The following is a 13133-nucleotide window of genomic DNA, read 5'->3' as shown; positions in this document are numbered from 1 at the left end:
TTTATTTATGCCGAGGGGCTTCCTAGCGCGGCAGACGAATCGTAAAGCGGCTGCCGACGCCCTCGACTGAGGTCACGCCAATGACGCCGCCATGGCTATCGACGATCCACTTGGCAATGGCAAGCCCCAGACCCGAGCCCTGTGCGCCGGCATCGCGTGCATTGTCGGCGCGGTAGAACCGTTCAAACGCGTGAGCTGCGGATTCCTGGTTCATGCCGATGCCCTCGTCCTCAACGCTTATGTCGATCGTGCCCGCGCCCGCATCCGGCGCTACGCCAAATGTGACGGTCGTTCCCGCATCCGAGTACTTGGCGGCGTTTTGCACGATCACGCGCAGAGCCTGCTTCACGAGCGCCACGTCGACGGGCGCGTCGCAGCGCGGGTCGCTGACAAGCGCAGCGTCAAAGGCCAGCCGATACGTGTGCTCGGTATCGATCATCTGCGATTCCTCGCATACCTCGTCGACCAGTGCGGCAAGGTTGGTATTTGCGCGCCGCAGGACCGTGCGCCCGGCATCGCCGCGTGCCAAAAACAGCAGCTGCTCCACAAGCTCTTGCATGTGCTCGCTTTCGGCCTTGAGGGACGCGATAGATTCTGCCAGCACGTCCGGGTCGTCTTTGCCCCAGCGATCGAGCATGTTTACGTAGCCCTGAATCACCGCGATGGGCGTGCGCAGCTCGTGGCTCGCATCGTTGACAAAGCGCATTTGCTGCAGTTTGGCCTCTTGCATCTGGCGCAGTAGGCGGTTGAGTGCAACCTCGATGCTTGCCAGGTCGGCGTCGCCGGTAGTGACGCTCGGCGAGTCGACGCTTGCGCGCTCGATGGCCTGCTCCAGTGTTTCCATCTTGCCGCCGGAGAGCTGCATACGGCCGAGCTCGTCCACGCGCAAGGCCAGGTCGTTGAGCGGTGCCATGGTGCGGCGCACGCGACGGGCGCCGCCGAGCATGTCGAGCACGCTGATGACCTGCCAACCCACAACGACAAGGTAGAGAGGCCATAGCGCGACGAGGTCCTGCGCGAGGGGGAAAGTCTTGGTGGTACGCGCAAGCTCGACGGTATAGGTGAGCGTTGCCAGGTCCCAGCCGCGCGCAGGCGCCAGCGACATGCCGTGAACGGCGACGCCGGGGATCCATCCTGCGGTAAACGCGCCGTCGGGCAGCATCTGGTTGTATCCATAGACGAGGATCGCCGCCGCAATCACCATCAGCAGCAGATCGAGCCAGACGTAGCTCATCAAGCGGCGCCACATATAGCTCCAGTTGATGGCGCGGGCGATGGATGTGACGCGCTTGGCCTCGGCGTTACGCGCGGCAGACATAGCCCACCCCACGCACGGTCTGGATGATGCGGGCGCCGCCGGCGTCCTCGATCTTGGCGCGCAGGTGCGCGATGTGCACGTCGACGTTGTTGGTGTCGCCCACGTATTCGTAGCCCAGCGCCTCGTGCGCGATGCGCTCGCGCGTGAGTACGGTGCCGGCGTGCGCCATAAGCAGGGCGAGGACGTCGAACTCGCGGGCAGTGAGCGCGATGGGCGAGCCGCCGACCGTGACTTCGCGGCGGTCGGGATCGAGCGCGACCGAACTCACGGTGAGCGCGGCGGGGGAGGGCGAGGCGGATGCCTGGGTCGAGTCGCCAGCCGGGGGTATCGCAGCGGCGCCCGTAGCGCCCGTCCCGGCCCCAACGCCGCCAACGCCCGAAGCCGCCCGCACGGCCTCCGAGCGCTTCAACGCCACGCGGATCCGTGCGAACAGCTCCTCAATCGCAAACGGCTTGGTCAGGTAATCGTCGGCGCCGGCATCGAGCCCGGCCACCTTGTCCATCACGGCATCGCGCGCGGTGACCATGATCACCGGTACATCCTTGTGCTTGCGGACGCGTCGCAGCACCTCCATGCCGTTGAGCTGCGGCAACAGCACATCGAGCAGAATCAGATCGTAGTTGCGCTCCAGCGCCAGGTCCACGGCGGTGCGGCCGTCGGCGGCGTGCTCCACCTGGTAGCCCTCGTGCTCCAGCTCGAGCGTCACAAAGCGGGCGATTTTCTCCTCGTCCTCTACGATCAGGATCCGTGCCATGCGTGCCCCCGTCTGCGATTACTTGTCGTCGTTGAGATTTTGCTTGATGTCGTCCGCGGCATCGGCGGCGTGATTCATAAGGTTGTTGATGCTGCCGGGCACGTCGCCGTCGCTATCGATGCGGTAGCGCATGCCAAAGAACAGGCCAATCAGCATCAGCCAAATCGTAGCGCCCCAGGCAAACAGCGCGACGATGGGGATCAGGATGGGAATGTTGAGGATGATCGCGTCGCGGCGCGTGGCGATAAACTTGGTGTCCAGGCTCAGGCGGAAGAGCTTTTTGAGGTACTCCCACACGCTGTCCATCTTCTTGGAGAAGTCGGTCTTTTCGCTCGACTTCTCGTAGGCGGCCTGCGCGGCGACCATCTCGGCTGAGGGCTCATCGACTGGCGCGGACTCGGTGGCGGCGTGCGCCGACGTGGTCTGGGTCTTGCCCTGCGACTCGAGCCAAATGATGGCATCCAAGACGTTGCCGTCGGCAGCGTCGAGCGCGGCCTTGGCATCGGTGTAGCTCACGTTGCACTTGGTGCGGATGGTTTCAACTTTTTCGAGGTCGTCCATGACCTGTTCCTTTCGTTCGATGGGCGCGACGCCGGGCGATCTGCCCGGGCGCGAGCGTTGCGTTCGGCGGCCTGCGTTGCGCGGCGCCGCCCCGCCCTTGGTCGAACTCTATAGTGCAGGTTATAGATTAAGCGATTCTTGAGCCAAGATTAACGTTGGATGAGTTTTTGGGTAGCGGTGGGAAAAGTATTAGACCTCGATAGCGGGGGATGTGGTGCCGGTGCAAAACGGCGTCAAAGGTTGGTCGAGCAGGCGGTTTCTCCATTGATGTCCGCACAGCATGTGACACTTACCCTGCCGCCCCGCTCTGCCGCGGCGGCATGCGTCTGAACAACGACCCTCTAAGGAGTTCGATACCGATGAGTGACAACGCAAAGCATCTCGCAAAGAAGTGCGTAAAGGACGCGGGGCCGTGCCTCGCGCTGTGCGTAGCCGGCGCAGCGGTCGCGCTGCTGGCTGTTCTGGGGCCGTTCGACGTGCTCCGAAGTGCCAGCTTTCTGCATGTTTGCATGGCTCTTGCCGGCGCCACGATGACCGGCGGCGTGCTCGATCTGATCTTTTGGGTGTTTGACCCGTTTGGATGGAAGAGCGAGGGGTAGGTCCCAAAGGATGGAAGGGCTGGAACGGTTGACTTAGTGATCGTGCAGAATGTGGGCTAGCGACTTACAGGGAAGTGGTGATCCGATGACGGTCTATGTGACGGGCGATATTCACGGCGGCGTCGACATGCAAAAGCTTCGCGACTGGGATCTTGGGGATGGTCTGACAAGTGACGACTATCTCATCATCGCGGGCGACTTTGGCTTTCCGTGGGATTTCTCTGCCGAGGAATGTGCCGACATCGCCTGGCTGGAGTCGCGCCCCTATACCGTGCTGTTTGTCGACGGCAACCACGAGCGTTTCGATCACTGGTCGGAGCGCCCCATGGAGCTGTGGCACGGCGGCCTGACGCAGCGTCTGTCGGACACCTCGCCCATCCGACGCCTGACGCGCGGTGAGGTTTTTGAGCTCGACGGCTCAACGATCTTTACCATGGGCGGCGCCACGAGCGTGGACAGGGAATACCGCATTCCGTATTCCAGCTGGTGGCCGCAGGAGCTGCCGGACGAGCGCAACTTTGAGGAGGCGCGGGCAAAGCTCGACAGCGTGGGTTGGAAGGTCGACTATGCGATCACCCATACCTGCTCCACGCGCATGCTTTCGCCCACGCTTTACCCGGCACCTGGCTGGAATTATCCCGATGTCGATCGAATCACCACGTTTTTCGACGAGCTGGAGGACCACCTGGACTACAAGCGCTGGTACTACGGGCATTTTCATCGTGACGCCAACCCAGCCGAGTGCCACACCGTGCTCTACGACTGTATTGTCCGCCTGGGCGACGAACTCCAGCCCTGGGATGTCGCGTAGGGGCGGGGTGGCTGGCTACTCGACCGTTACAGTGATGTTTTCCCGATGCGTGCGGATAACATCCCAGCTAAAGTGCTCGACCAGCTGCTCGGCAGAGCGCGGTGTGGCGTCCGGCGCGATGCCTGTTTGCCCGGCGAGCCAGCCCAGTAGTGCCTCGGGCGCGCCAAAGCGGGTGCGGAGCTCGCCCAGGTCCAGGTCGCGGTCGCGCTTGGAAAGGCGGCGGCCATCCGGCGACATGAGCAGCGGAATGTGCGCGTAGTGCGGCGTGGGAAGTTCCAGCAAATGCTGCAGGTAGATTTGGCGCGGCGTGGAGCCCAGCAGATCGCATCCGCGCACGACCTCGGTGACGCCCATGGCAGCGTCGTCGACCACCACGGCTAGCTGGTAGGCAAAAACGCCGTCGCTGCGGCGCACCAAAAAGTCGCCGCATTCGGTGGCGAGTGCTTCGCATTGGGCTCCATACGTGCGGTCCACGAATTCGATCACATCGTTTGCGAGGTCGTCGACGGCGGGTACGCGCAGGCGCGTGGCCGGAGCGCGCAGGGCGCTGCGGCGGGCAACCTCCTCGGCAGAAAGGTCTCGGCAGGCGGCGCGGTAGATGGGCGTGCCGTCGCTCGCGTGCGGCGCGCTCGCGGCGTGGAGTTCGGCACGCGTGCAAAAACAGGGATAGGTGAGGCCGGCGTCTTGCAGCTGACGCAGGGCGTCCTCGTACAGATCCAGGCGATCGTGCTGGTAGTAGGGGCCTTCGTCCCACTCCAGTCCCAGCCAGGCCAGGTCGTCAATCAATTGAGTGGCAAGTTCCGGGCGCTTGCAGCGATCGTCCAGGTCCTCGATGCGCAGCACGATGCTGCCGCCTTGGCTGCGGGCCGAAAGCCACGAGCACAGGCAGCTGAACACGTTGCCCAAGTGCATGCGGCCCGAGGGCGACGGGGCAAAGCGGCCCACGACGGGGGTGGGCGCTGCCGTTGCTGGTGCGTCCGCGGCGTGTGTTGCTATGTTGCGTGCGTTGATATCCATGCGGACGAGTATAGCGCGGGGCTTGGCAGGGAAGGCGTTGCTGCGCTCACAAGTTGGGCGGCGGTACGCATTGCGCACGGTGGGTTTGCGGCTCAAGGTCTCGATCGCTGCGTACCGACTTAGCCTCACAAACGACAGAAACCCCGGCAGCTCTTCGCAACTGCCGGGGTTTCCGCGGAAAAGGGGGACATGATCCTCGAGCGAACGGCAAAGGGGCAAACCGTTTTCGCTCAACTGCTTTATGCCCCTCGGCTGGCGGCTCAATCAGCGCGTGCCGCGCCCACACAAAGCCGCTACACCTGTGACGGAGCTGTGAAGTGGTATCTATTGCCGGGGCGGGCTATGCCAAGGGTGTCCCTAATGACTAGTCATTTAAGAACGTCCCCAATGACTAGCTGCCGGGGTGCGGGTGTGACTTTCATCCCGTTTGGCGCTCCGGTCGCCTAGATGTTTGTCATGCGTACCCGCAAACGTGGGACAATGACGCTACTGGTATCACAGACAAAGGATGTGCCTATGAACGACCCCGTTGCCAAAACCTGTCGGCAGCGCCGCCTGTTTGCGCGATTTGCTTCCGTCTGCGCACTCGTCGCGCTTGCATTGCTGCTACTGCCCGCCGCCGCACACGCCGACGGTTATTCCATGACCCAAACCTATATCGGTGCCACGGTCGAGGCCGACGGCTCGCTAACCGTTGTCGAGGGACGCCAGTTTGATTTCGACGACGACATCAACGGCGTGTTTTGGGAGATCAATACGGGCACCAACCAGCAGGGCGGCACGGCGGGCGTCGACGTGCTGAGTGTCGAGGAAGAGGACACCGCGTTTAACAAAGTCGATAGCGCGAACAAGGGCGACTCTGGCGTCTACACGGTCGAGCAGACCGGTGACGGCGTAAGGATTAAGGTATTCAGTCCTCACGAGAGCGGCGACAGCGCGACCTATTACGTGAGCTATACCATGACCGGTGCGGTTATGAACTGGGCCGATACCGCCGAGCTCTACTGGAAGTTTGTGGGCGACGGCTGGTCCGCGGACTCCGACGATGTCGAGATGGAAGTGTACTTCGCAAATGCCGCTGCCGGGACGGCGGCCGTCAAGGGCGATAACTTCCGCGCATGGGGCCACGGCCCGCTGACGGGCGATGTATCGCTCGATGCGGACGAACCCATGGTCACCTATACCATTCCCTGCGTGCATCAGGGCGAATTCGCCGAGGCACGCATCGCCTTCCCCAGCGACTGGGTGCCGCAGCTTGCCGCCTCGGGCGAAGAGCGCATGTCAACGATCCTGAGCGAAGAGAAGGAATGGGCCGACGAAGCTAACGCCCGCCGCGCTCACGCTCGCATGATTGCCAATGCACTTGTCGTGCTAAGTGTTGTTGCGGCGGTGGCCTTTACCGGCACAATCGTTATGCTCAAGCTGCGCAAGCGCAAGCCCAAGCCGCTTTTCCAGGACGAATATTTCCGCGATGTGCCCTCGGCCGACCATCCCGCCGTGCTTTCGGCCCTCATGAGCTGGAACGAGGTGCCCGATCAGGCATATATCGCCACGCTCATGAAGCTCACCGACGACCGTGTGATCAAGCTGGAGCAGGCGACCGTGACCAAGGCCAAGAAGGGTCTGTTGGGGCGTGAAAAAGAAGAGCAGACGTATCGTGTGACGGTGAGTGATGCGGGCTGGAAGTCGGCCAAGGGCATTGACCGCATGGTGCTCAAGGTCTTCTTTGCCGGTGCTAAGCCCGACGAGAACGGTGATCGTTCGCGCACGTTCGACGAGCTGCAGCACTACGTCAAGCAGCACGCTACGCCCGTGGGCGACAAGCTCGAGGACTATCAGAACACCGTTAAGGGCAAGTTGGCCGATAGCGAGTACGTTGCCTCGGACGGTATTGTCGCAATGGTGTTTGGCCTGGTCCTGGGCATTCTAATTGCCTTTATTCCTATTGGATCCATTTTCTTTACCGATGGCGCGCAGGCAAACGTTATCGCCGCGATTATCTCGGTGCCGATTGTGCTGGTGGGTATCGGCGTGGGCCTTACGTTCCGCCGCTTTACGCCGGAGGGCGCCGAGGTGGCGGCTCGCTGCAAGGCACTTAAGCATTGGCTCGAGGACTTTACGCGTCTAAAGGAAGCCGTCCCCGGCGATCTGGTGCTGTGGAACAAGCTGCTGGTGATGGGCGTTGCCCTGGGCGTTTCGAAAGAAGTGCTGCGACAGCTGGCCGAGGCCGTGCCGCCCGAGGTGCGCGAGGCCGACGGCTTCTACGACAATTATCCCTGCTACTGGTGGTACTACCATCATTACGGTATCGAGTCTCCGCTCGATACGTTCGATGACGTGTATCACGAGAGTATCCGTGAGCTGGCGTCGAGCTCCGACAGCTCGAGCGGCGGCGGAGGCGGTGGCTTCTCGGGCGGCGGAGGCGGCGGCGTCGGCGGAGGCGGCGGCGGAACGTTCTAGCGCGCTCTGATTTTTGGGATGGATCTTCTCCGGCGACTGCCGACGGATCCATCCCATTTTCATGCGCTACCTACGAAGGCTGTCCCCAACGACTAATCACTGGGAACATCCCTAAATGACTAGGTATGGCTGCTGGGTTTAGGCTGTTAGATCGAGTTCGTAGAGGAAGCTTTCGCGCGGCATAGCGTGGCGGCGTTCCTCGCGGTTGGCGCGGTGCGTGGCGGTGCGCTTAAAGCCGTGCAGCTCGTAGAACTTCCACGAGCAGTTGGAATCGGTGTACAGGTGTGCGCTGGTCGCCCCGCGCGAGGACAGATGCGAGATTGCGGCGTCGAGCAGCACCGTGCCAACGCCCAGGCCGTGGACATCGCGATCCACGGCAAGCAGCGTGACCTCGTTGTCGTGCGGCAGCGGGCTGCATTCGAGCAGGCGGTTGTTGGTTCGAATGGTGGCGCGCACAAACGAGAGATACTCGGCGCAAGCTTCGGGCTCCAGCTCGCGCATCTGCGACAGCAACGCGCGTTCGGTATCCATCCAATGTTCGTTGATAGTGACGCCGGAGCTCTGTCCTGCGCGTGCAAGCGCAATGCCGCGCGCCTGACCGTCGATTACGGCAACCTGCGAAAACGTCGAGGAAGAAAGGCAGTAGGCAAGATCGCACGCGGCCTCAAGGCGGTTGTACTCATCGTTATCCGAGTTGTTGTGCCAAAGCTGCTGCAGGATCAGCGCGATGGCGTCGAAATCTTCGGTATCAAACGGTCGGTAGAGAACCCGCGAGACCATGGTGCCTCTTTCTATTGCGGATACATATCGAGCACAGTTCTACCACGCCATTGGCATCTAATTATGGTGCCCCTGTGTTCCATCAACTCACCGTGCCCAGTGCCGTGTCCATCCCCTCCGCGCGCAAACTTTTTCTGCACATGCGCCCGTTGCGGGGTGCAACGTCGCGCTCGATGCGCTACATTGAATCAGTATTTTCAATGCCGCTGCGCGAGCGCTGCAGATCGACGTATCACCGACTCACAGAGCACGGCGGCGTACCAGACAGGAGGACTGCATGGGATCTGATGTGAAGATCGCACGCGCGTTGATCTCGGTTACCGATAAGACGGGTGTCGTCGATTTCGCACGGACGCTGGTTGACGACTTTGGCGTCGAGATCATCTCTACGGGCGGCACGGCTCGTGCCATCGAGGACGCGGGCGTTCCCGTAACCCCCATCGAGGAGTTCACGGGCTATCCCGAGATGATGGACGGCCGCGTCAAGACGCTGCACCCCAAGGTCCACGGCGCGCTGCTGGCCCGCCGCGATTCCGAGCAGCACATGCAGGAGGCTGCTCAGCACGGCATTAAGCTGATCGACCTGGTCGTCGTCAACCTGTACGAGTTCGAGAAGACCGTCGCCAACCCCGAGGTCACCTTCGCGGACGCCATCGAGCACATCGACATCGGTGGCCCCTCCATGCTGCGCTCTGCCGCCAAGAACGCCGCGAGCGTTACCGTTATCTCCGACCCGGCCGACTATGATGCTGTCCTGGCCGAGATGCGCGAGACCGGTGGCTGCACCACGCTTTCCACCCGTCGTCGCCTGCAGGTGAAGGTCTACCAGACCACCGCTGCCTACGACACGGCTATCTCCCGTTGGCTCGCCGCCCAGGCAAGCGATGTGGCGGACACCTCTGCCAAGCTCGAGATCTCGCTGGAGAAGGTCGACGACCTGCGCTATGGCGAGAACCCGCAGCAGAAGGCCACGGTCTATCGCTTTGCCGAGGGCTGCGAGAACACCGCGAGCTCGCAGTTCCCGCTCGTGGGCTCCGAACAGATCCAGGGCAAGCCGCTCAGCTACAACAACTATCTGGATGCCGATGCCGCCTGGAGCCTGGTCCGCGAGTTCGACGAGCCGGCCTGCGTGATCCTCAAGCACCAGAACCCCTGCGGTTCCGCCGTTGCCGAGGATATTACGGCTGCCTACGACCGCGCCTTCGCCTGCGATCCCAAGAGCGCCTTCGGCGGCATCATCGCCTGCAACCGCGAGGTTCCCTATGAGCTGGTTGAGCACTTCGCCGACCAGAACAAGCAGTTCGTCGAGGTCATCATCGCCCCGAGCTACACTGCCGAGGCGCTCGAGCGCATGGCAAAGCGCCCCAACCTGCGCGTGTTGGCGACCGGCGGCGTGGACCACGGCGCCCAGGTGGAGCTGCGCTCCGTCGACGGCGGCATGCTGGTGCAGGAGGTCGACCACGTGACCGAGGATCCCGCGACCTTTACGTTCCCCACCGACCGCAAGCCCACCGACGCCGAGATGGCCGAGCTCGAGTTTGCCTGGAAGGTCTGCAAGGGCGTTAAGTCCAACGCCATCCTGATTTCCAAGGGCAAGGCCGGCATTGGCATGGGCCCGGGTCAGCCTAACCGCGTTGACTCTGCGCTGCTTGCCTGCGAGCGCGCCGAGGACTTCTGCGAGCGCGAGGGCGTGGAGAAGGGCGGCTTTGCCTGCGCAAGCGACGCATTCTTCCCGTTCCGCGACAACGTCGACGTGCTTGCGGCACACGGCGTGACCTGCATCATTCAGCCCGGCGGCTCCAAGCGCGACGACGAGAGCATCCAGGCTTGCAACGAGCACAATATTGCTATGGTGTTTACGGGCGCTCGCCACTTCCGCCACTAAGTTCCGCCTTGGGACAAAATAATCTCCGCAAAAGACGGTCGCTCCGTTTGGAGGGCCGTCTTTTTGGTATAAGAGGACGGAATGACTAACACGAAAGGTATGACCATGCCCCAGATTGATGATGCCGAGCTGTTTGGCAATGCCGAGGATCAGCGTGCGTACGAGGACTTTTGCGCCAATCAGGAGGCGGTCGAGAAGTTCACGCTCGACAAGCCCGCGCTTGTCTGCCGTTGGCGCATGTCCAACAAAAAGGTGCCCATGCTCAACCGCCACATTCGCGCACTGTCCGAGCGCCTGGTGCAGGGCGAGCCGCTTACCCATAACATGCTCAGCTGGGCCAAGCAGCACGTTGAGTGGTCGCTTGCCGAGGGCGATTACACTGCGCACGACGGCGTGCTCATGCTGGTGATCGATGTCAACGGCAATGCCGCCATGACGGTGGGGGAGTACGAGCCGCTGGCTGACACCTCGGCCAAGGCGCTGCGTGCCCGCTCCGCCGAGGCCCGCTCCGAGGCCGACGAGACCGGCGTGGCGCCTGAGCTGCTCGCTGCCGTCAACGACGGTGAGCTGGCCTTTGTGGCGCCGGAGGACGAGTGCCTGTGCGGCACGGCGACGCTCATTGAGCAGCTGGCCCAGACCAAGGGCATCCCGGTCACGCGCGTAGATATTCCCGCGCAGCTCAAGGGTGCCCTGTTCCTGGTGAGTGACGAGCACGGTGTGGTTGCCGCCGCCGACTCCGACGCCGCCGACTCCGACGCCGCCGACTCCGACGCCGCCACGGTCGCCTTCTTCGCCGAAGGCTACGAAAAGCTCCGTGCCCGCCGCTAAATGATGTTTCTGGGACGGGGATTAAAGAATCATTTTGGTCCCCGCCACCGCTGCGAGTGCGAGGCGGACAAAACGGACCCGCTCGCGAACAGTTCTGTCACCTGGCACCGCGCGAGGCGTGTACTCGCGACGCCGTGGGCATAATGGTGTGGAAGGTGCAAGTTACGCGAAATGGGAGGACACATGGCGCTGATCTATGTCGTTGAGGACGACGAGCCCATTCGTCGTGAGCTTATCGACATCCTTGCCCGCGCCGGGTTTGAGATCGAGGCCTGCGAATCGTTTGAGCACGTCTCGCGCGATATTCTCGCCGCCGCACCCGACCTGGTGCTGCTCGACCTGACGCTTCCCGTCAAGGACGGCCAGCATATCTGCCACGAGGTTCGCCGCGAATCCGAGGTTCCCATCATCGTCCTCACGTCGCGCACGACCGAGATCGACGAGGTCATGGCCATGACGTTCGGCGCGGACGACTTTGTTCCCAAGCCCTATAGCGCCCGTGTGCTCGTGGCGCGCATCAATGCCTTGCTGCGTCGCACCGCGGCGGCGGGCGAGCGCAGCACGCTCGTCCACAAGGGACTGGAGCTCGACCTCGCACGCTCCATGGTCACCAACACGCAAACGGGCGCCAGCACCGAGCTCACCAAAAACGAGCTGCGTATCCTCTCGCTGCTTCTGAGCCGCGCGGGCAAGATCGTTTCGCGCTCGGCCATCATGCAGGACCTGTGGGACTCCGACGCCTTTGTGGACGACAATACGCTTACCGTCAACATCAACCGCCTGCGCACCACGCTCGAAAAAATCGGCATCAAGGGGTATTTGACAACGCACCGCGGCCAGGGCTATTCGGTCTAGGGGCCGGCTATGTCGTTTGGCAAGTTCTTTAAAGATGCGCTGCTTCCCGTCGCCGTGTGGACGTGCGGTGTGCTGCTGAGCTGCTTTGTGCTGACGGTCGCCGGCGCACCCGTTTCTATCGTGGTCGTGACGGTTGGCGTGTCCTTTATCTTCGGTATGCTCGGCATCGTGGTCGAGTACGCTCGCCGTCGCCGTTTTCTGCGTCAGTTGGAGCGCGCGGCCGAGGAGCTCGAGAGTCCCGCATGGGTGCAGGAGATGGTGCAATGCCCGACCTATGCCGAGGGCGAGCTCGAGTACGAGGTCTTGCGCCGGGTGGGCAAGGCGGCATGCGACGAGGTTGCCGAAGGCCGGCGTCAGACCGATGACTATCGCGACTATATCGAGAGCTGGGTCCACGAGGCCAAGCTGCCCCTGGCGGCGGCCCATCTGATTTTGGAAAACCTGGATGGCAGCGAAGACGACCTGTCGCGTGTGGATGACCTGGGTCGCGAGCTGGCTCGCGTGGAGCGCTATATCGACCAGGCGCTGTACTACGCGCGCTCGGAAGTCGTGGAGCGCGACTACTTGATTCGCCGCTGGGATCTCAAGACCCTGGTGACGGGCGCGATTAAGGCCAACGCGCGCGAGCTCATCGCGGCGCACGTGGCCCCGGTGTGCGAGAACCTCGACTTTGAGGTCTTTACCGACGAGAAGTGGCTCGAGTTTATTCTGGGCCAGCTTATTCAGAACAGCATTAAATATGCGCGTGAGGACGGCGCAAAGATCGTGTTTTCGGGTGCGTTGCTGGACGAGGGTCTGGCGAGCGAGCGCATCGAGCTTACCGTCGCGGACAACGGCTGTGGCGTGTGTGCGGCAGACCTACCGCGCGTGTTCGAGAAGGGCTTTACCGGCGACAACGGCCGCACCACCAAGCGCGCAACGGGCATCGGCCTCTACCTGGTGGCGCGCCTGTGCTCCAAGATGGGCATCGACGTCACCGCGGCATCCGACTCCGGCGAAGGCTTTGTCGTCACGTTTGCCTTCTCAACCAACAAGTTCCAATACTTCGAGTAACGCACGCGGCAGACGCCCGCCCAAACAAAAACGTGCCGCCTCAAACAAAACGTGCCGCCCCAAATGGGGCGGCACGCCATCTTTTATCAGCCAACTCGCTGAAGTACGGTGACGAAGGCGCAAGGCCGGGAGGGGTTATCAAAGCCGACATCCCGCAGCCGCGAAGCGGCGAGGACGTCGGCGTGATAACCCCGCAGGCCTTGCGCCGACGG

Annotated in this window: 12 protein-coding genes; 7 read left to right on the top strand and 5 right to left on the bottom strand. The window is 62.5% G+C overall.

The annotated features are described in order from the left end of the window. Positions 1 to 22: 22 nt before the first annotated feature. Genes AB5Z25_RS02205 through AB5Z25_RS02195 form a run of 3 tightly spaced genes read right to left on the bottom strand, consistent with a single transcriptional unit; the run spans position 23 to position 2633 of the window. Positions 23 to 1318, bottom strand: a complete 1296-nt coding sequence (locus AB5Z25_RS02205) for a sensor histidine kinase (protein ID WP_195232720.1) — start codon at positions 1316 to 1318, stop codon at positions 23 to 25. Continuing rightward, complete coding sequence (locus tag AB5Z25_RS02200; RefSeq protein WP_195232729.1) at positions 1302 to 2072, bottom strand: response regulator transcription factor; 771 nt, start codon at positions 2070 to 2072, stop codon at positions 1302 to 1304. The genes AB5Z25_RS02205 and AB5Z25_RS02200 overlap by 17 nt, the downstream gene beginning before the upstream one ends. 18 nt (positions 2073 to 2090) lie before the next feature. Beyond that, positions 2091 to 2633, bottom strand: coding sequence for a UBA domain-containing protein (locus AB5Z25_RS02195; protein WP_022093856.1), 543 nt, complete (start codon positions 2631 to 2633; stop codon positions 2091 to 2093). A 359-nt stretch (positions 2634 to 2992) separates the two neighbouring features. On the opposite strand from AB5Z25_RS02195, the gene AB5Z25_RS02190 reads away from it, so the two are divergent. Both AB5Z25_RS02190 and AB5Z25_RS02185 read left to right on the top strand, forming a co-directional pair. Then, the gene (locus AB5Z25_RS02190; protein WP_117847870.1) at positions 2993 to 3232 is read left to right on the top strand and encodes a hypothetical protein; all 240 of its coding nucleotides are present in this window, start codon (positions 2993 to 2995) and stop codon (positions 3230 to 3232) included. An 85-nt stretch (positions 3233 to 3317) separates the two neighbouring features. Next, positions 3318 to 4043 (top strand): metallophosphoesterase, encoded by a 726-nt coding sequence (locus AB5Z25_RS02185; protein WP_368134685.1) that lies wholly within the window; start codon positions 3318 to 3320, stop codon positions 4041 to 4043. 15 nt (positions 4044 to 4058) lie between these two features. Here AB5Z25_RS02185 and gluQRS read toward each other — a convergent pair whose 3' ends face one another. After that, entirely contained in the window at positions 4059 to 5060 is a 1002-nt protein-coding gene (gene gluQRS, locus AB5Z25_RS02180) for a tRNA glutamyl-Q(34) synthetase GluQRS (protein ID WP_117847874.1), read from the bottom strand. Positions 5061 to 5576: 516 nt separating this feature from the next. On the opposite strand from gluQRS, the gene AB5Z25_RS02175 reads away from it, so the two are divergent. Then, complete coding sequence (locus AB5Z25_RS02175) at positions 5577 to 7520, top strand: DUF2207 family protein (protein WP_368134684.1); 1944 nt, start codon at positions 5577 to 5579, stop codon at positions 7518 to 7520. 138 nt (positions 7521 to 7658) lie between these two features. Here the strand turns inward: AB5Z25_RS02175 and AB5Z25_RS02170 are convergent, their stop codons facing one another. Further along, a complete protein-coding gene (locus AB5Z25_RS02170) occupies positions 7659 to 8300 on the bottom strand; it encodes a GNAT family N-acetyltransferase (RefSeq protein WP_368134683.1) in 642 nt (213 codons plus the stop codon). A 277-nt stretch (positions 8301 to 8577) separates the two neighbouring features. Here AB5Z25_RS02170 and purH point away from each other — a divergent pair, with 277 nt between their 5' ends. The 4 genes from purH to AB5Z25_RS02150 all read left to right on the top strand — a co-directional run bounded on the left by purH (position 8578) and on the right by AB5Z25_RS02150 (position 12921). After that, positions 8578 to 10185 carry a bifunctional phosphoribosylaminoimidazolecarboxamide formyltransferase/IMP cyclohydrolase gene (gene purH / locus AB5Z25_RS02165; protein WP_368134682.1) on the top strand — a complete coding sequence of 536 codons (1608 nt, stop codon included), beginning with the start codon at positions 8578 to 8580 and terminating at the stop codon, positions 10183 to 10185. 81 nt (positions 10186 to 10266) lie between these two features. Further along, the gene (locus tag AB5Z25_RS02160) at positions 10267 to 11013 is read left to right on the top strand and encodes a hypothetical protein (RefSeq protein ID WP_368134681.1); all 747 of its coding nucleotides are present in this window, start codon (positions 10267 to 10269) and stop codon (positions 11011 to 11013) included. A 183-nt stretch (positions 11014 to 11196) separates the two neighbouring features. Continuing rightward, positions 11197 to 11868 carry a response regulator transcription factor gene (locus tag AB5Z25_RS02155; RefSeq protein ID WP_368134680.1) on the top strand — a complete coding sequence of 224 codons (672 nt, stop codon included), beginning with the start codon at positions 11197 to 11199 and terminating at the stop codon, positions 11866 to 11868. A gap of 9 nt (positions 11869 to 11877) precedes the next feature. Then, positions 11878 to 12921: a sensor histidine kinase gene (locus AB5Z25_RS02150; RefSeq protein ID WP_368134679.1), complete on the top strand. Its 1044-nt coding sequence runs from the start codon at positions 11878 to 11880 to the stop codon at positions 12919 to 12921. Positions 12922 to 13133 lie beyond the last annotated feature (212 nt).

The sequence above is a fragment of the Collinsella aerofaciens genome (assembly GCF_040910325.1).
Taxonomy (GTDB): Bacteria; Actinomycetota; Coriobacteriia; order Coriobacteriales; family Coriobacteriaceae; genus Collinsella; species Collinsella aerofaciens_BL.
The sequence above is the reverse complement of the archived record's forward strand: the minus strand, read 5'-3'. Positions and strand labels throughout refer to the sequence as shown.

Coding starts and splice junctions, on each gene's coding strand:
- AB5Z25_RS02170 (WP_368134683.1), bottom strand. CDS start 8,300: ATGGTCTCGCGGGTTCTCTACCGACCGTTTGATACCGAAGATTTCGAC.
- gluQRS (WP_117847874.1), bottom strand. CDS start 5,060: ATGGATATCAACGCACGCAACATAGCAACACACGCCGCGGACGCACCA.
- AB5Z25_RS02150 (WP_368134679.1), top strand. CDS start 11,878: ATGTCGTTTGGCAAGTTCTTTAAAGATGCGCTGCTTCCCGTCGCCGTG.
- AB5Z25_RS02155 (WP_368134680.1), top strand. CDS start 11,197: ATGGCGCTGATCTATGTCGTTGAGGACGACGAGCCCATTCGTCGTGAG.
- AB5Z25_RS02205 (WP_195232720.1), bottom strand. CDS start 1,318: ATGTCTGCCGCGCGTAACGCCGAGGCCAAGCGCGTCACATCCATCGCC.
- purH (WP_368134682.1), top strand. CDS start 8,578: ATGGGATCTGATGTGAAGATCGCACGCGCGTTGATCTCGGTTACCGAT.
- AB5Z25_RS02175 (WP_368134684.1), top strand. CDS start 5,577: ATGAACGACCCCGTTGCCAAAACCTGTCGGCAGCGCCGCCTGTTTGCG.
- AB5Z25_RS02160 (WP_368134681.1), top strand. CDS start 10,267: ATGACTAACACGAAAGGTATGACCATGCCCCAGATTGATGATGCCGAG.
- AB5Z25_RS02195 (WP_022093856.1), bottom strand. CDS start 2,633: ATGGACGACCTCGAAAAAGTTGAAACCATCCGCACCAAGTGCAACGTG.
- AB5Z25_RS02185 (WP_368134685.1), top strand. CDS start 3,318: ATGACGGTCTATGTGACGGGCGATATTCACGGCGGCGTCGACATGCAA.
- AB5Z25_RS02190 (WP_117847870.1), top strand. CDS start 2,993: ATGAGTGACAACGCAAAGCATCTCGCAAAGAAGTGCGTAAAGGACGCG.
- AB5Z25_RS02200 (WP_195232729.1), bottom strand. CDS start 2,072: ATGGCACGGATCCTGATCGTAGAGGACGAGGAGAAAATCGCCCGCTTT.